Source organism: Streptomyces sp. NPDC088910 (genome assembly GCF_044749865.1).
Taxonomy (GTDB): Bacteria; Actinomycetota; Actinomycetes; order Streptomycetales; family Streptomycetaceae; genus Actinacidiphila.
In genome coordinates this window covers 38,091-55,512 of sequence record NZ_JBIVIV010000016.1, presented here as the reverse complement: position 1 = coordinate 55,512, position 17,422 = coordinate 38,091, and the positions used below count along the sequence as shown (strand labels likewise).

Annotated in this window: 15 protein-coding genes; 4 read left to right on the top strand and 11 right to left on the bottom strand. The window is 72.2% G+C overall.

The features are described from left to right. Window positions 1–51: 51 nt before the first annotated feature. The 4 genes from ACIP4Z_RS30580 to ACIP4Z_RS30565 all read right to left on the bottom strand — a co-directional run bounded on the left by ACIP4Z_RS30580 (window position 52) and on the right by ACIP4Z_RS30565 (window position 5,200). Window positions 52–1,077 carry an alpha-lytic protease prodomain-containing protein gene (locus ACIP4Z_RS30580; protein WP_391161321.1) on the bottom strand — a complete coding sequence of 342 codons (1,026 nt, stop codon included), beginning with the start codon at window positions 1,075–1,077 and terminating at the stop codon, window positions 52–54. 239 nt (window positions 1,078–1,316) lie between these two features. Further along, window positions 1,317–2,060: a DUF1684 domain-containing protein gene (locus ACIP4Z_RS30575; RefSeq protein WP_391048572.1), complete on the bottom strand. Its 744-nt coding sequence runs from the start codon at window positions 2,058–2,060 to the stop codon at window positions 1,317–1,319. Window positions 2,061–2,296: 236 nt separating this feature from the next. Continuing rightward, window positions 2,297–3,370 carry an FMNH2-dependent monooxygenase gene (locus ACIP4Z_RS30570; RefSeq protein ID WP_401313507.1) on the bottom strand — a complete coding sequence of 358 codons (1,074 nt, stop codon included), beginning with the start codon at window positions 3,368–3,370 and terminating at the stop codon, window positions 2,297–2,299. Between the two features lie 588 nt (window positions 3,371–3,958). Continuing rightward, window positions 3,959–5,200, bottom strand: a complete 1,242-nt coding sequence (locus ACIP4Z_RS30565) for a DUF5685 family protein (protein ID WP_401313505.1) — start codon at window positions 5,198–5,200, stop codon at window positions 3,959–3,961. A gap of 458 nt (window positions 5,201–5,658) precedes the next feature. Between ACIP4Z_RS30565 and ACIP4Z_RS30560 the strand changes: the two genes are divergently transcribed. After that, window positions 5,659–6,102, top strand: coding sequence for a cell division protein SepF (locus ACIP4Z_RS30560; RefSeq protein ID WP_188283772.1), 444 nt, complete (start codon window positions 5,659–5,661; stop codon window positions 6,100–6,102). A 153-nt stretch (window positions 6,103–6,255) separates the two neighbouring features. On the opposite strand, the gene ACIP4Z_RS30555 is transcribed toward ACIP4Z_RS30560, so the two are convergent. Then, a complete protein-coding gene (locus ACIP4Z_RS30555) occupies window positions 6,256–7,455 on the bottom strand; it encodes an acyl-CoA dehydrogenase family protein (RefSeq protein WP_401313503.1) in 1,200 nt (399 codons plus the stop codon). A gap of 243 nt (window positions 7,456–7,698) precedes the next feature. Beyond that, window positions 7,699–9,291, bottom strand: coding sequence for an MFS transporter (locus tag ACIP4Z_RS30550; protein ID WP_401313501.1), 1,593 nt, complete (start codon window positions 9,289–9,291; stop codon window positions 7,699–7,701). Between the two features lie 388 nt (window positions 9,292–9,679). Here ACIP4Z_RS30550 and ACIP4Z_RS30545 point away from each other — a divergent pair, with 388 nt between their 5' ends. Continuing rightward, window positions 9,680–10,750, top strand: coding sequence for a phosphatase PAP2 family protein (locus ACIP4Z_RS30545; RefSeq protein WP_401313499.1), 1,071 nt, complete (start codon window positions 9,680–9,682; stop codon window positions 10,748–10,750). An 18-nt stretch (window positions 10,751–10,768) separates the two neighbouring features. Here ACIP4Z_RS30545 and ACIP4Z_RS30540 read toward each other — a convergent pair whose 3' ends face one another. From ACIP4Z_RS30540 to ACIP4Z_RS30525, 4 genes are all read right to left on the bottom strand, one after another. After that, window positions 10,769–11,002: an I78 family peptidase inhibitor gene (locus ACIP4Z_RS30540; RefSeq protein WP_188285797.1), complete on the bottom strand. Its 234-nt coding sequence runs from the start codon at window positions 11,000–11,002 to the stop codon at window positions 10,769–10,771. A 210-nt stretch (window positions 11,003–11,212) separates the two neighbouring features. Further along, a complete protein-coding gene (locus tag ACIP4Z_RS30535) occupies window positions 11,213–12,490 on the bottom strand; it encodes a glycosyltransferase family 4 protein (RefSeq protein WP_401313497.1) in 1,278 nt (425 codons plus the stop codon). A 137-nt stretch (window positions 12,491–12,627) separates the two neighbouring features. Further along, window positions 12,628–13,329, bottom strand: coding sequence for a transglycosylase family protein (locus ACIP4Z_RS30530; RefSeq protein WP_401313495.1), 702 nt, complete (start codon window positions 13,327–13,329; stop codon window positions 12,628–12,630). Between the two features lie 217 nt (window positions 13,330–13,546). Further along, the gene (locus ACIP4Z_RS30525) at window positions 13,547–14,161 is read right to left on the bottom strand and encodes a transglycosylase family protein (protein WP_355333481.1); all 615 of its coding nucleotides are present in this window, start codon (window positions 14,159–14,161) and stop codon (window positions 13,547–13,549) included. Between the two features lie 477 nt (window positions 14,162–14,638). Between ACIP4Z_RS30525 and ACIP4Z_RS30520 the strand changes: the two genes are divergently transcribed. Next, on the top strand, window positions 14,639–15,451 hold the full coding sequence (locus ACIP4Z_RS30520) for a hypothetical protein (protein ID WP_355333484.1): 813 nt from the start codon (window positions 14,639–14,641) through the stop codon (window positions 15,449–15,451). 196 nt (window positions 15,452–15,647) lie between these two features. Next, entirely contained in the window at window positions 15,648–15,896 is a 249-nt protein-coding gene (locus ACIP4Z_RS30515; RefSeq protein WP_355333486.1) for a hypothetical protein, read from the top strand. 39 nt (window positions 15,897–15,935) lie between these two features. Here the strand turns inward: ACIP4Z_RS30515 and der are convergent, their stop codons facing one another. Then, window positions 15,936–17,402 (bottom strand): ribosome biogenesis GTPase Der, encoded by a 1,467-nt coding sequence (gene der, locus ACIP4Z_RS30510; protein WP_355333489.1) that lies wholly within the window; start codon window positions 17,400–17,402, stop codon window positions 15,936–15,938. Between the last annotated feature and the right edge of the window lie 20 nt (window positions 17,403–17,422).

The following is a 17,422-nucleotide window of genomic DNA, read 5'->3' as shown; positions in this document are numbered from 1 at the left end:
CACGCCGACTCGCGCGGGCCTCGCTTACTCGCGCGGGTTTCGGCGGACGGCTCAGTAGACGCTGACGCCGTACGCGCTCAGCGCCTCCGTGACGGGCTGGAAGTACGTGGTCCCGCCGGAGGAGCAGTTGCCGCTGCCGCCGGAGGTCAGGCCGATGGCCTTGGTGCCGTCGTAGAGGGAGCCGCCGCTGTCGCCGGGCTCGGCGCAGACGTTGGTCTTGATCAGACCGTAGACGATCTCGCCGTTGCCGTAGTTGACGGTGGCGTTGAGGGCCTGGACGGTGCCGCTGTGGATGCCGGTGGTCGAGCCGCGACGCGTGACGGACTCGCCGACGTAGGCGTTGGCGGCGCTGGTGATGTCCTGGCTGCCGACGGTGCCGTCATGGGCGACCGTCGAGTCGTAGCGGACGATGCCGTAGTCGTTGGTCGGGAAGCTGGTGCCCGTCGTCGGGCCGATGTAGGTGCCGGAGGTGGTGTAGTACGCGGGCTTGCCCTCGGTGCAGTGACCCGCGGTCAGGAAGTAGTACGTGCTGCCGCTGCGGACGTTGAAGCCCACCGAGCAGCGCCACTGGGTGGTCTGCACCGCGTCGCCGCCGGAGAGCAGCGTGTTGAAGGTGCCCTCGACCCGGTTGATGCGCACGGCGTCGCCGAAGCCGGCCGTGGACTTCTTGAGCTGGTCGAGCTGGGAGGCGGTGACCCGGCTGTCGATGCTGACTTCCAGGGTGTTGCTGCGCGGGTCGACGGACCAGGCGGTGCCCGCGACGTCGGCCGCCTTGGTCGCGTCGCCCGCCTTGGCGAGCTGCGCGGCGCTGTGGCTGACCAGGCGCGGGGTGGCGCCCGCGGCGCGGACGCTGTCGGCCGCGGCCTGGGTGGTGACGTTGACGACGGTGGTCTTGCTCGCCGCGTCGTAGTAGGTGCCCGCGGTGCTGTTCGCGCCGAGGTGGGTCGCGAGGGTGGCGGCCGCGTCGGGCGTGGCCTTGGGGGTGGGGGTGGCGCTCGCCGACGGGAGTGCGATGGCGGTGGCGGCGATCAGGCCGGAGGTGACGGCCAGAAGCTGTATGCGCCGGGTGGTCTTCACTCGTTTCCTCCTGTGGGGGTGGGAGGTTGCGGGGGGATTTGTCGGTGTACTGTCAGACTCGATCCGATATTCGAACGCCTCATACGCCTGACAAGCACTCACAGGAGTATTCAGATCCCACAGGCAACACACAAGGGGGCCTTTCGGCCGGGTAGTTCGGCCGAATGTCCGTACGGCGCCTGACACAGCGCTGCCCCGGCGGTCCAAAAACCGCCGGGGCAACCGGATGTGACGCCGTCTCAGTTGGTGAGAACTGCCCGCTCCCCCGCTTCCAGCGCGAAGGCCAGGGTGTTGCCCGGCGGCGGAAACGGGCAGATGAAGGCGTCCGCGAAAGCGCACGGCGGCAGCGTCGTACGGTTCAGGTCCAGCGTCAGCGAACCGTCGGCGTCCGGCGCGGGCGCGTGCAGGAAGCGGAACCGGAAGGTGCTGGTTCCGCTGGTCGCGTCCGCGATGACGCCCCACAGCCGGCCGTCGTCCTCGACCGTCACGGCGAGCGTGTGCTCGGTCCCGTCCACCGTGAACGCCAGCTCGCCGCCGAGGCCGAGACCGCGCTCACGGCCGTCCGCGTTCGGTACCCGGACGGTGCGGTCGGCCTCGAACGGGCGGAAGACCGCGGGCAGCACCCAGCGCTCGTCGGGGTCGAAGGCCGCGATCCCGGCGAAGGCCAGACGGGCGGGCGACCGCGGGTCCCAGACCCGTACGGCGAGCAGGCCCTCGCGGACGATCGCCAGCAGTTTCCTGCCGTCCGGCAGGAACACCGGCTCGCCCTCGGCCTCCAGCACGGTCGACACGCCGTCCGCCTCGTGCACCACCGCCCCGCCGTCCTGCCGCCACCGGCCCGGCAGTCCGGGGATCGTCCCGTCCCCGGCCACGTCGTCGAGCCAGTACGTACCGATCAGGGCCAGCGGACCGTACGGCGCCGCGACGGTCTCGGCCCGCCGCTCGTGCCACCGCTTCCAAGCAAGAACCGTTTCTGCGCTCATGCCGACCAAGCCTTCCATACGGGCCGTGCGAGCCGGACGCGCTCGCACGGCGGTGACCTGCGGGGAGTGTGCCGTGAGGGGGTACGGGGAGTGTCGCGGGAGAGGGCGCGCGGAGTCATGGGACAGGACGTGCGAAGCCTCGGGAGGCGGCGCGCGGAGTCATGGGACAGGACGTGCGAAGCCTCGGAAGGAGGCGCGCGGCGACGCACCGCCGTCCGACCGGTGAGACGGGCGGTTCACCGGAGGTCCGGTAACGGGCGGTGCAGGCCCAGGTGTTCGCGCAGTGTCGCGCCCGGGTGGAAGGAGCGGAACAGACCCCGGTGCTGGAGCAGCGCGGTGGTCCCGTTCACGAAGCGCTCCAGATCGCGTCGGGGCTCCACCGGCCGGACGCGGAAGCCGTCGACCGCGCCCGCCTGCTGCCACGCGGCGATCAGCTCGGCCAGGTCGACGGGGCCGCCGCAGAACAGCACGCCGCCCGCGCCGTCCGGCACCAGGGTGATCTCGGCGCCCGGCTCCGGGCCGATCTCGCCGCCGCCGAGGTCGACGGAGAGTTCGGCGAGCACCAGCAGCCGGTCCGGGTCCCGCCCCGCTCCGACCGCCAGCCGCCGCAGTTCGTCCCGTACCAGCCCGGCGGTCTCGGGACCCGCGGCGCGGACGAAGGCGAGGTCGGCGTACCGGGCCGCGACGGCGCGGGCGGCGGGTTCGGTCGCGTCCACCGCCGTGACCGGCCGCCCCTGCCGCACCCGCGGGCCGGGCGCGCCGCCGTCCCACTCCCGCGCGACCGCCTCGGCGACGGCCGCCGTCTCCCGCCACATCGCCTCGGCTCTCGCTTTCAGCGTGAGCGCGGATCTCGGACCGGATCTCAGGTCGGCCGTCCCCCCGGCCGTCCCCCCGGCCCTCGACTCGGACCTCCGACCGGACGCCGGACCGGACGCCGACTCAGGCACCGGCTCTGGCACCGCCCGGGGCGTCCAGCCGGCCCGGCCCCGGCTGGCCGAATCCAGGGCGCCGACCGCCGCCGCGACACCACGCGGCCCGGCGCGGGTCACGGGCACCGCGGGGACGAGCCCGATCCGGCCGGTCTCGGCGGCCACCGCGGTGAGTACGGCGAGCGGATCGGCGTCGGCCGCGCCGTCCAGGGTGACGAAGTCCAGCGCGCCGCCCTCCGCGAGCCGGGCCAACTCCCCGTACGAGGCCACCTCGTAGCGGTCGGGGACGTCGATCGCGGCGGCGAGATGCAGCGAGCGCGTACGGCGCCGGACGGCGGGTGCGGGCGGCGCGGCGGCAGCGGCGGCAGCGGCGGCGGTCACGGAGGCACCCCGCGACGCGGCGGCCGGGGAAGAAGAGGAAGAAGGCGAGGGAGAAGAAGGGGAGAAGGCAGCAGGCATGCGAAGGCTCCGTGGACACGCGGAAGGGGCACGGGAGTCGTCTTCACACAGGCCGCCGCGTCCCTCAACGCGGCTGGGCCCGTCAAGGGCCTTGACACGAGGCTATGCCGACGCCGTCACCCGCTGTCAAGCATGTCCAGGTGCTGGACCACGCGTCTCAGCGTGGTTGACGGATGCCCTGATGGGCTGCTGCACTGTGGGCATGCGTAGCTGTCGGCTCGTCACTCGCGGCCACATCGACTTCGGTCGGGTGTGGTCGGCGTCGTGTTGTTGTAGCTGACCTTTCTCCGACGGATCGTCCCGTCCTCACACACGCGCGCACGCAGCCCCGCCGTTTGGCCGCCCTCCCTCGGGCGCTCCCCTCGCAGGTCACCCCCGCAGGCCGTCCCGCCCACCGGGCTCCCGCTACGGGCCCGACCTCATTCGCAGAGTTCATTCGTAGAGCTCATTCGTACAGCTCACCCGAACACCTCACCCGAACAGCTCATCCGCACGCCCCGCCGTACAGCCTCAGCAGTCGCACCCGCAGTCGCAGCAGTCACAGCAATCGCAACAATCACCGCAGTCCGAGCAGCCGTCGCAGTCGCAGTCGCAGTTGCTGCACCAGGAGTCGCGGCGCTGCCCGCTCCACGGGTCGTCGTGCTCGCGGCAGCACAGCTCACAGGTGCAGCACATCCCGGCGTAGACCAGGCAGCCCATGATCAGTCCGCGCCTGCGCGGCGGCTCGGGCGGCGGGAAGCCGCCGGGAAAACCGGGGCCGCCGGGCGCGTTCGGCCGCTGGCCCGGACCGTGCGGAGTGCCGCCGGGCGCGCCCGGCGCGTAGGGGTTGCCCGGCGGGGGCGAGGCGGCGGACGGCGCCGCGCCCTGGTGCGCGCAACCGCCGGTGCCGAAGGCCCTGTCCACCGACCGTCCCAATTCGTGGACGAGCAGGACATGGGTGAGCTTGCCCGAGGCGGACCCGGCGAAGTCGGTGTCGCGGAGCGCGAGGCGTATGCCGTGCAGCGCGTCGTCGCACAGCCGCCGCGCCTCGGCGAGGTCGGTGCCGGTCGCGGTGAGCGGGTTCCAGGCGCCGGAGCGGGTGTCCTCGGCCAGGTCCTCGACCGCGTCCAGGAGGTGGGCGAGCCGTCCGAAGAGCCGTCCGGCCTCCGCCAGCGGTTCCCGGTTGGCGGGCCGCCCGGCGAGTACGGCGGTGTGCGCGAAGGCCGCGGCGGTCGCCGTCTCGGTGGGCTCGGTGACGGTCAGCAGCGAGGTGCCGAGTCCGGCCGCCGCCTCGATCCCGCCCTGCCGCCCGACCGCGTCGAGCAGCACCGCGGTGTCGAAGCCCAGGCTGTCGCCGGTACGCGCCCCGGCCCGGTCCCAGCGGCGGGCGACCGTACGGGCCGCCGCGGCGACCGGCCGCCGGGCGAACGCCCCGTCGGCGTCCTCCACATGGTCGCGCATCTTCGCCGAGGCGAGCACCAGCGAGACGGCCGCGGCCAGCCGCGCGCCCTCCCCCATGGCGACCGGCGCCGTCCGCATCCCGCGCAGCGGGCACGGCCCGGCCTTGCGGCGCAGGCTGTCGGCGTCACCGGACAGGGCTGTCTGCGCCTCGACGAGCACCGACACGACGAGTCCGTCGTAGTTGGTGGCGATTCTCGCGAACTGGCCGTGCCCGTCCCGCAACGCGAGACACAGGCCGCACAAGTGGGCCGTCCAGGAGGCCGCGAGCCCCTCGGACATGCGGTGCCGACACGGCCTGATGATCCCGAACATCGCGTGCTCCCCCGTTGAACTGGCCCGCCCGCAGGGCCGACCCCTGCGACCGGCGGACATATTATCCGCAGCCGGGGACAGGGGTCAGTCGTCGGCGGCAGCCGTACGGGTCCGTCCGGGCCCACGGTCGGCCGCTCACCACGACGCGCGGATCGCGTACGACGGTTCGGGGCCGGCCGGTCGGCGCCGGATACGAGCGGACTTACGACGACACGTACGGCCGTGCCTACGAGCGCGCGTACGGCCGGACGGCCCCGCGTGTCACCCGGAAGTGGGGAGCGCTCCCAACGAAGTGTCAGGGGCCATATCCCTGGGCCTGCCTGACGATCCGCCACTATCGTGTGCACCAGTACCGTCACAAGACGCCTGACTGGCGGCAATCCGCTTGGCACATCATCCACATCATGGACGACCATAGGACTGCGGACGGTACTGACCGTGTGAGAGAGGAGGCGTCCATGGGATCGGTTCGACGGGCGAGTGCTTGGCTGGGCCTCGTTGACGACAACGGCGGCGAGGGTTACTACGACGAGGAGTACGCCGACTACGGCGAGGGCTCCGAGCGGGCTGACACGTGGGTGACCGACCCGCGGGTGCGGGTCGCCACCGAGACCGCCGAAGAGCAGGGCCGCAGGATCGCCACCGTGACCCCGGACGGTTTCCGGGACGCGCGCGGCATCGGGGAGCTGTTCCGCGAGGGCGTCCCGGTCATCGTCAACCTCACCGGCATGGAGCCGAGCGACGCCAAGCGCGTCGTCGACTTCGCCGCCGGTCTCACGTTCGGGCTGCGCGGCTCCATCGAGCGCGTCGCCACCAGGGTCTTCCTGCTGACTCCCGCCGACTACATGGTCATGAACGCCGACGCCAAGCGCGGCGGCGACGGCTTCTTCAACCAGAACTGACACTCTGGTTCGACCAGAACCGACATTCTGGCCGCCGCTCTCTCACCCGCCCGCCGGTCCCGCCCCTGCCGGGGGCCGGGGGTTGTCTCCCCGGGGACAACCCCCGATCAGGACCGGGCAGGGCGCTCACCGGGCCGGTACGGCCGCACCGCGTCATCCGCGGAAGGCGTCGAGTCCGGTGAGCGCCTTGCCCAGGACGAGCTGGTGCATCTCGACCGTGCCCTCATAGGTGAGCACGGACTCCAGGTTGGTGGCGTGCCGCATCACCGGGTACTCCAGTGAGATCCCGTTGGCGCCCAGGATCGTCCGGGCGGTGCGGCAGATCTCGATCGCCTCGCGGACGTTGTTGAGCTTGCCGAAGCTCACCTGTTCCGGCCGCAGCCGTCCGGCGTCCATCCGCTGTCCCAGGTGGTGGGCGAGCAGGATGCCCTTGTGCAGTTCGACCGCCATGTCGGCGAGTTTGGCCTGGGTGAGCTGGAAGCCACCGATCGGCCTGCCGAACTGCTCGCGCGTCGTCGCGTACGACAAGGCGGCCTCGAAGCTGCTGCGCGCGGCGCCCATCGCGCCCCAGACGATTCCGTAGCGCGCGTGACTGAGGCAGCTCAGCGGTCCGCGCAGGCCGGTGACCTCGGGAAGCACAGCGTCGGCGGGCAACCGGACGTCGTCCATGACGAGTTCGCTGGTGACCGAGGCGCGCAGGCTCCACTTGTGGTGGATCTCCGGCGCGGAGAAGCCGGGGGTGTCGGTGGGGACGACGAAGCCGCGGATGCCGCCGGGCGCGTCGGTCGTCTGGGCCCAGACGACGGCGACACCGGCCACCGAGCCGTTGGTGATCCACATCTTGCGGCCGCTGAGCACCCAGTCGGAGCCGTCCCGCCTGGCGTGGGTGGTCATGGCGGCCGGGTCGGAGCCGTGGTCGGGTTCGGTGAGGCCGAAGCAGCCGATCACCTCGCCCGCGGCCATCGACGGGAGCCAGCGCCGCTTCTGTTCCTCGGAGCCGTAGCGGTGGACGGCGTACATCGCGAGCGAGCCCTGGACCGAGACCAGCGACCGGATGCCGGAGTCGGCGGCCTCCAGTTCCAGACAGGCCAGGCCGTACTGGACGGCGCTCGCGCCCGCGCAGCCGTAGCCGGTCAGCGGCATGCCGAGGGCGCCGATCGCGCCCAGCTCACGGGCGAGTTCCCTGATGACGGGCAGTTCGCCGCGCTCGTACCAGTCGGCGACATGCGGCAGCACGCGGTCGGCGGCCCACTTCCGTACGGTGTCGCGGACCGCGCGGTCCTCGGGCGTCAGCAGGTCGTCGAGGCCCAGCGGGTCGTACGGGTCGAAGGGCGGGGTTGCGACTCCGGGCATGACGGGGGACCTCCGGCACAGAAGGACACGGAAACTAGCGGCGGTAACCTACGGCTCGGCGCCGACGTTACGTTTCAGTCTGCCGCGCGTCCAGACCGCTCGGCCCGCCGCGCGCCGGGAGCGTCGGGAGCCGGATGTCCCGGCCGGCGGGAGCCCGATCTCATGGCCAAAGGCAGCGGGTGGGAGCCCGGCGCCGGGACCTTCGCGCGCCCCGTGGCCCGGCCGCCGGGGGCCGGACGCCGCTCACTCCCCCGGCGCGCCGGACCGTACGGCCGCCGCGGGCTCCTGGCGGGCCGGGACCACCAGATCGCAGGTGGCCTGCCCCTTGTCCGCGCCGCATTCCATGACCCGCGGCAGCCGCAGCGCGGCCAGCGCCCCGGTGAGCAGCAGCCCCGCGCTCACCAGCAGGGTCATGTGCAGCCCGGTGACGAAGGAGTGCCGGGCCGCGTGCCGCAGCGCCGCGCCCGAGCCGCCGCCGAGCCGGTCGGCGACGTCGTACGCCTCACCGAGCGAGTGGCCCGCGGCGGTGCTGTCGGCGGCGCTCACTCCCGGGGTGCGGGCGACGCCCGGCGCATAGGCGGCGTTCATCACACTGCCGAGCAGCGCGATGCCCATCCCGGCGCCCAGTTGGTACGAGGTCTCGCCGATCGCCGCCGCGCCGCCCGCCTGGTGCGCGGGGGATTCGCTGAGCATGGACTCGTAGGCCCCGAAGAGGGTGGCCTCCAGGCCGAAGCCGAGCAGGACGAAGGCGGTGGTGAGCAGGACCGGCCGGTCGCTCTGGCCCATGGCGGTCAGCGCGAGTACGGCGACGGCGGTGAGCACGAAGCCGCCGCAGACCATGCGGCGTGGACCGAAGCCGCGCAGCATGCGGGAGCCGGTGAGTCCCGCGGCCATGGCGGCGAAGGTGAGCGGCAGCAGGCGCAGTCCGGTCTGGAGCGGGCTGAGGCCGAGGACCAGTTGCAGGTACTGCACCGCGATCAGTTCCAGGCCGACCAGGGCGAGCATGGCGAGCACGATGCAGCCGACCGAGGTGGAGAAGGCGGGCTGGGAGAACATCCGGACGTCGATCAGCGGGTGCTCGCGGCGGCGCTGGCGGCGTATGAACCAGACCAGCAGGCCCACTCCGGCCAGCAGCGGGACGAAGGCGGAGGCGTCCAGCGGGCTCGCGCCGCCGCCGAGCCGCTTCATGCCGAGGACCACGCCGAGGACGCCGAGGGCGGCGGTGACCGCGCCGAGCACGTCCCACGGGCCGCCGGTGCTGCCCCGGGACTCCGGCAGGAGTATCCGGCCGAGCGGCAGCATCACCGCCATCAGCGGGATGTTGATCAGGAAGACCGAGCCCCACCAGAAGTGCTCGACGAGGAAGCCGCCGAGCACCGGGCCGACGGCGGCGCCCACCGCGGCGACCGCGCTCCACACGCCGATCGCCGTCGCGCGCTCGCGGCGGTCGGGGAAGACCTGTCGAAGTATCGACAAAGTGGCAGGCATGATCATCGCGCCGCCGGCGCCGAGCAGCGCGCGGGCGGCGATCAGTACGTGGGGCGTCGGCGCGAAGGCGGCGAGCGCGGAGGCCACGCCGAAGAGGGCGTAGCCGATCAGCAGGACCTTGCGGCGGCCGATGCGGTCGCCGAGCGTCCCGAAAAGGATCAGCAGAGAGGCGGCGATCAGCGGATAGGCGTCCACGATCCACAGCAGGTCCTGGGCGCCGGGCCGCAGATCCTCGGTGAGGGCGGGGACGGCCACGTGCAGCACCGTCGCGTCGAGAGCGACGATCAGCAGGCTGACGCAGAGGACGAACAGAATGGTCCACCTGCTGACCGGCCTCGTCATACGCATACCTCCACGAACGAGTGAGTCGTCAGCGTACGCGAGACCACGCGCTGGTCACGGGCTCACAACACCCGGTCACCGCCCCCGCGGGACCCCCTCGGACACCCGTCGCGCGCCCCGGCGCCGCCCGTGCGCGGCCCCGTTCGATCACGTCGGCCCGGGTATGGACGGGGAAACTGCGGAGAAAGGTGAGGGAAATAAGCAATAAATAAGAAGGCCGCACCTTGCCGACCCTGTGAGTATCAACACCCGAACATAAACTCCAGCCACTCCCGCATTCCGCCCGAATCACCGGCCGCCAAAGGGCTCCCTGAGACGCACTCCACATCACATCGTCATTACAAAGCAGCTCGTACGGCCGAACTATGCCGTCACACGCTGTAACGTCGATTGAGTGCGAACCGATGAGAAGCGCCTCCGTACGGCGGAGCGCCCGACCACCCGCGACCTGCCGCGGATGAGCCGAACACGCGTGTGGCTGTTCGGTTCGACGCTGGCGGTCTACGTGGCGATCGTCGTGGGCGTCCTCACCACTTCCAAACTGGTGACGCTGGACTGGCAGGTCATGCTCTGGCGTCCTTACAAACAATGGCCGCAAATCCACGCGTTCCTGGATTATTTCGTCGTCCTCGGCCAACGAGGTCCCACCGCGGTGATGGTGCTCGCGTGGCTGGGGTGGCGCGCGTGGCGCCACCGCACGCTGCACCCGCTGCTGGTCCTCGGCACCTCACTGCTGTTGTTGAACATCACCGTGGGAGCCGTGAAATACGGTCTCGGGCGGCTCGGTCCGCACTACGCGACGACCGTCGGCTCCGCCGAGATGTTCGCCGGCGGCGATATATTTCCCTCGGGTCACACCGCCAACGCGGTCGTGACCTGGGGCGTTCTGGCGTATCTGGCCACGACTCCGCGCGCCCGCAGGCTGGGGTCCGTGGTGAGCGCGCTGCTCGCGCTCGGCGTGGGCGCCACGACGGTCTACCTCGGTACGCACTGGGTGAGCGACGTGCTGCTCGGCTGGGCGGCCGGTCTGCTGATCCTGCTGGCGCTGCCGTGGTTCGAGCCCGCGATGGCACGGGCCGAGGACTTCCTGGCCTACGCCTGGGCCCGGATGCGCACCGGTTCCGCCGAAGCGGTCCTCCGCCCGGAGGCCGTGAGCCCGGTGCTGGTCGCCCAGCGCTCCCCGGCCTCCGCGCAGGACGAGGACCCGGACGCGGAGCAGGAGGAGCACGCGCCGAGCCGCGCGACGGTCGGCGCGGTCGCCCGGGGCGCCACCGCGGCGGTCACGGCCACCACGACCACTCCGGTCGCCGCCGCCCCGCACGCGCCCGGCAGGCCGCCCACCGGACGCAACGAGCGCACACCGCTCACTCCGGTCGGCAGCCGCCGTCCGCCCGTCGAGCGCCCGGCCAGGCCCACGACCCCGCTCGCGCACCAGCAGGTGCGCGGCCGGGGCATCGCGGGCTGAGCCGGGCGGCTCGGCCCGTCAGCCGACCCAGCAGCGCTGGACGCGGCCCCCTTCCACGGTGAAGTTCAGCCGCCCGACGACGTACTCCATGGTCACGATCGCGCCGGGCGGCAGGCTGCGCACCGTCTGCCAGCCCCGCTGCTCGGCCAGGCGCTCGGCCTCCCGCGCGTCGAGGCCGGTGTAGGCGTCGGGGTCGTCGGCCGGGCTCCGTGGGGGCCGCGGATCCTGTGGGGTCTGAGGGTTGTGAGGCATACCTTCACGGTAGGCGTCCCCGGCACGGAACGACCTTGATCATCACGTTTCTGTCACAGATCGTGCCCTACGGTTCGCTCCGTCCCCGTGAATACCCGCAGGTCACTGAATTACCTGTCCACACAACTCCCGCACAGCATCTTCGCAATGCCTCCGGTTACTCGCGGGTCCATGAGCATGAAGAGATAGGAATTGGGTAGACGGCCGTCTTTAACTGACGATGTGTTGCCTTCGGCGTCCGGCCTTCCTGACCGCGGCCCCCGTCATGTCCCCCGCGGACAGCAGGGCGCCCATCGTCCGCCCGACCGACGCGCGGACCGCGGCGCGCGGACGGGCGCCGCCGCGCGCCCGGTCGTCCAGCAGCCGCTGGAAGAGGTCCACATGGCGCCGGGCGATGACCGAGGGGTCGTAGTGCGCCGAGGAGGCCAGCGCGGCGCGGCCCATCTCCCGGCGGCGCTCGTCGTCCTCGATGAGCGACAGCAGCGCGGCGGCGATCGCGTCGATGTCGCGCGGCGGCACCAGCAGACCGTTCACGCCGTCGTCGACGATCTCCCGCGGCCCGAGCGGGCAGTCGGTGGAGACCACGGGAAGCCCCGCGCACATGCCCTCCACCAACGTCATGCCGAAGGACTCCAGGGTCGAGGTGACGGCGAGCACCGACGCCTTGGCCAGCTCCGGTTCGATCGGCGAGACCGCGCCCATCAGCTTCACGTTGTCGCGCACGCCCAGTTCGGTGACGAGCGCGTCGAGCTTCGCGCGCTCGCGGCCCGAGCCGTACAGCCGCAGCGTCCAGTCGGGGCGGCGGTCGCGGACGAGGGCGAAGGCGCGGATCAGGTCGTCGTAGCGCTTGGCGGGGGCGAGCCGTCCGGCGGCGACCACGACGGGCGCGGTGCAGTCGGAGGGGGCGGCGCCGGTGGGCGGCACGCTGTTGGGGACGGCGGCGACCCGGACGCCCGGCATACGGCGGCGGTAGACGGCCGCGTCGGCCTCCGTGGTGGTGGTGACGGCGTCCAGACCCGGGTAGTGGCGGCGCAGGGTCAGCACGAGCCGCGTGGAGTGCGTGTCGAGCGTCAGGTGCTCCTGGGCGACCCGGACGAGGCCGCGCGGCGCCTGGCGGGCGAGGTGCACGTTGAGGCCCGGCCGGGTGCCGACCACCACGTCGGTGTCGAGTTCCGCCAGGCACGCGCCGATGCGTTCGTCGGTGATCGGGCTGTAGAGGGCGTGCCGCCGGTCGGTGGACGGGAAGATCGCCGACGGCCGCTGGTGGCGCGGGTCGTCGAGGACGCCGTCCTGGGCGCCTTTGCGGATGTCGACCAGATATCTCAGCCGGATCCGGGGGTCGTACGTGAACTCGGGCCGGTCGCGGTCGCGGAAGACCGAGACGATCTCGACCTCGTGCTCGTCGGCCAGCCGCGCCGCCAGATTGCGCACCGTGCGAATGGTGCCGCCGATGCCGTACGTGGTGTGTATCAGGAAGGTGATGCGCATGGGCGTGCCCGTGTTCCTGTTCCCCCGCTGGACGCGGGTCGGTCGGCCCGCGCGACCGACCGTAGCGACCGTGGCGCGTCCCTTTGCCGGACGCGCCACGAACGGGTGAACGGGGTTGACTCGGGTGGGCCGCCGCGTCAGTTGACGGTGAGGACGGTTCCCGCGATCAGCCGGTCGGGGTCGGGGCCGATGAGGTCCCTGTTGAGCTGGTAGAGGTACTGCCAGCCCCCTTGGGTTCCATAGGAACGGGCAATGGCCGACAAGGTCTCGCCGCTCTTGACGGTGTGCACGATGTGGCGGTGGCCGGTGAAGCCGTTGCGCCGCGCGCAGACCGGCCAGGCGTTCCAGCCCTGCACCTTCAGCACTTCCTCCGCGACCGAGATCTGTTCGGCGGGGGTGGCGAGGTCGGCGCGCCGGGCATAGGCGCGACCGCCGAACAGCTCCCAGGTGGGCTGCCAGAACTGGAGTCCGCCGTAGTAGCTGTTGCCGGTGTTGATGTGCCAGTTCCCGCTGCTCTCGCACATGGCGATCCGGTCCCAGACGGTCGGGGACCCGGCGGCGGCCCGCGCGGCCTGGAAGGCGATGGCCGCCTGTACCGACGGCACCGACTGCGGGGACCCGCCGGACCGCTCGGGCTGCTGCGGCTGTCCCGGCCGCTCCACGGGCGGTGGGACGGCCGGCGCGCCCTGGGCGGCCGTCGCGGGTGGCGCGGCGGCCACCGGCAGCAGCACGGCCGCACCGAGCGCGGCCAGCGTGGCGGCGGCGCGTGCGACGGCCACGGCGACGCGCACCGAGGCACGCGGGGAGACGATATGACGATAAGACGACTGATCGCTCATCGGGCCACGCTAAGCACGGCCGCACCCCGGATCGGGGGCATCGCGTCCGTACGTCGCGCGTACCCCACCCGGTCGGACCACAACGGGGTGGGGCACACGGGGGAACGCGGCGGGTCCGGTTTACGGCGGCCTTACGACGCTCCGGCACCGAACGAGCGCGGTCCCGGGGCGCCCCGGCCGGACGGGCGCCCGAACCGCCCCGCCGGCGGACGGTCCGTCACCAGTGCGGCCACCACGCCGGAACGACCGGGCCCTGCCCCCGCTCCGCCGGGCCGCGCACGACGGCGATCAGGGCGGTGCGTGTCGCGTTGCGGTCGGCCCGGCCCTCGGCGGCCGACTCGTAGCGCGGCATGGTCCGCCGTACGACCTTCGCCGGTTCCCGCTTCTTCGGCTCGGCGGCGGGCTTGACGGTCTTCCTGACGGGCTTGTCGAGGGACTTGCCCGTCGACTTCGCGGACGGCGTGCCCGCGGACGGCGCGTCCCCGTAGGCTCCCGCGCGGCGCGAGCAGACGGGCCAGGCGCCCCAGCCGCTGGCGCGCTGGAGCTTTGTCGCTATGGCGATCTGCTGCTCGCGGCTGGCGAGGTCCGCGGTCGGCGCGTACGCGGTGCCGCCGTAGGACCGCCAGGTGCCGGGGGCGAACTGGAGACCGCCGTAGTAGCCGTTGTGGGTGTTGATGTGCCAGTTCCCGCCGCTCTCGCACTGCGCGATACGGTCCCACACCCCGTTGTCGGCCGCCGACGCCTCTCCCGCGGCGGCCAGCACGCCCAGCGGCGCCAGTGCGGCGACGCCGGTCAGGAGCGCGGTGTGCCGGTACTTGCAGTTCAAGACCATGGATTCCCTCTCCACGGACCCGGGTGTCCCCCTTGCTGCGTCACGACGGGCGCCGCTCCCCCACGGATGCGGCGCCCGTCCGAACCCGGGCGGTGCGATTTGCACACGGCGGGCGAATCTAGGCAGCCGCACCCCCTCGCACCAAACAATTGCCGTCCGCCGCAGGCCAGTTGAGGGTTACCGGCGGTAAGAAGACGAGGTTTACGGGTGATTGGCGCGTACGTATCGTCGTAAATGAGGATCTAAACGGCGCGCTCCGTGAGTAGCCTCACAGGCCCAACTTTCGTCACCCACACGGCCGTTCGACGCTGCGTGAGCGATTCGCCGGGAATCTCACCCTCGGCGACCGGTAACGGAATACATCCCCCCGCAAAGCGTGACTCCCACCACAGATCATCCGTTGTCACTATGCGCCGGGACAGGTCCGGCGTTCCGGCCGGATTCGTGACCGCACCACCGCACTTCAAGGAGACTCCCGTGCCGCCCATGCTCGACGTGAGTGACGAGGTACGAGCCGAGATCGGCGACGAGGAGACCCAGCGGCTCCTCAACGGCGCCAACGCTCCTGGCACGTACGACTGCACGTCCTGTCGCACCCCCGGGGACACCGGGCAGGAGCGGACCAGCACCGTGCTCTTCGTGGGCGACGAGACGGCGGTCCTCGCCTTCGCGCACGCCGCCTGCATCCCCTCGCAGGTCGTCCCGGTCACCGAGGAGCAGTTGCAGGGCGCCGTCCGCAGCATCGGCGGCCCCGAGACGGCGGCGGGGCCCTCGATCGGCGGCCAGGCCGACGCGCCGCCCGTGGAGACCGCGCCCCGGCAGGCGGTGCTCGGCATCACCTGCGGTCTGATCATCGTCGAGGAGACGCTGCGCCCGGCGCTCGTGATCGAGCCCACCGGGCCGGTCGCACGGGTCGGCGCCACCGGCGCGGGCGACGACTTCCTGCCGCTCCTGATCGAGCAGGGCTTCATGCCGCAGCTCGACCTGGAGGTGCCGCCGTCGCCGCTGTCGGGCTGGTCGGTGCTGCTGGCCACCGGGCGGCTGCACGCCGTGCTCCAGCCCGGCGCGGGCGGCACCCCCGGCACCGCGTGGTGGCAGGCCCACCAGCCGCTCCAGGTCAGCGACGGCTGGCGGAACGCCGTCAACCGGACCAACGAGGTGTACGTCTACGCCGCCCCGGCCGGTTCCATCGGCCGTCAGCCGCGCGAGGACCTGATGCGGGACGCCCTGGCCAGGGCGTGCTCGCGGGGCCTGCTGGTGGCCGCGACGATGCCGCTGTCGGGGACCTGAGCCACCCGTCTCACCGGAAACGAGGGGCGTGTACGGGACACCGTGCGCGCCCCTTCCGCGCGCCCACTGCCGCCCGGGTCAAAGATCTGCAATTCAACCGACTGGCCCGCATCCCGGACAACACCGGCTCGTTGGCACATACGTGCACACCTTTGACACCTCCTCCCGGGCCCCTTTCCAGCGCTACATCCCGTCCATGCGCAGCGCGCTGGACGCGACCGGGGGCGGTGCCACAGAAACACCCATCTACGACGCGCTCTACTCGGAGTACCAGCGGCTCTTCCGCACGCTGCCCGGCGACCGGACCGGCGAGGAGGCGTTGCAGTTCAACGGCTTCACCACCTGGCACGCGGAGCAGCCGGCGTACGCCCCCGGCAGACACCGCGGCAACGGCCCGGCGGCGCTGCCGCCGGGCCGTCCCGACAATCGGATGCCCGGGCTCTGACCCCGGGAGCCCCCGGCTCGCGGGGGCCCGTGCGCGCCGCTACTTCTTGCGCCCGCGCTTCTCGCGGACCCGGACCGACACCTGGATCGGCGTACCGGCGAAGCCGAACTCCTCGCGCAGCCGACGCTCGATGAAGCGCCGGTAGCCCGCCTCCAGGAAGCCCGAGGCGAACAGCACGAACCGCGGCGGCTTGATGCCCGCCTGCGTCCCGAACAGGATGCGGGGCTGCTTTCCGCCGCGGATCGGGTGCGGGTGCGCGGCGACCAGCTCGCCCAGGAACGCGTTGAGGCGGCCGGTCGGCACCCGGGTCTCCCAGCCCGCGATGGCCGTCTCGATCGCCGGGACCAGCCGCTCCATGTGCCGCCCGGTGCGCGCCGAGACGTTGACCCGCGGCGCCCACTGCACCTGCACGAGGTCCTTCTCGATCTCGCGCTCCAGGTAGTAGCGCCGCTCCTCGTCCAGCAGGTCCCACTTGTTGTACGCGATCACGACCGCGCGGCCCGCCTCGACGGCCATGGTGATGATCCGGGTGTCCTGCTCGGCCAGCGTCTCACTGGCGTCCACCAGGATGACCGCGACCTCGGCCTTCTCCAGCGCCGCCGCCGTACGCAGCGACGCGTAATAGTCCGCGCCCTCGGTGAGGTGGACGCGGCGGCGGATGCCCGCGGTGTCGATGAACTTCCAGGTGACACCGCCGAGCTGGATCAGCTCGTCCACCGGGTCGCGGGTGGTGCCCGCGACCTCGTTGACGACCACCCGGTCCTCGTTGGCCACCTTGTTCAGCAGGGACGACTTGCCGACATTCGGGCGGCCGATGAGCGCGATCCGGCGCGGGCCGCCGACGACGTCGCCGAAGGTCAGCGCGGGCGCCTCGGGCAGCACCCCGATGATGGCGTCGAGCAGATCGCCGGTGCCGCGGCCGTGCAGCGAGGAGACCGGGTAGGGCTCGCCGAGGCCGAGGTTCCACAGCGCGGCCGCGTCGGCCTCGCCGGACGGTCCGTCGACCTTGTTGGCGGCCAGCACGACCGGCTTGCCCGCGCGGCGCAGCAGCCGTACGACCGCCGCGTCGGTGTCGGTGGCGCCGACGGTGGAGTCCACGACGAAGACCACCGCGTCGGACGCCTCGATGGCGAACTCGGCCTGCGCCGCCACGGAGGCGTCGATGCCGAGGACGTCCTGCTCCCAGCCGCCGGTGTCCACGATCTTGAAGCGGCGGCCGTTCCAGTTCGCCTCGTACGTGACGCGGTCGCGGGTGACGCCCGGCTTGTCCTCCACGACCGCCTCGCGGCGGCCGATGATCCGGTTGACCAGCGTCGACTTGCCGACGTTGGGACGGCCGACCACGGCGAGCACCGGCAGCGGGCCGTGCCCGGCCTCGGCCAGGTCGTCGGCCACCTCTTCGAGGTCGAAGCCCTCCTCGGCGGCAAGCTCCATGAACTCGGCGTATTCGGCGTCGCCGAGCGCGCCGGTCCCGCCGTGCTCGGTCTGCTCGTCTGCGTGGTCCATGAGGTATCTCCGTCGATCAA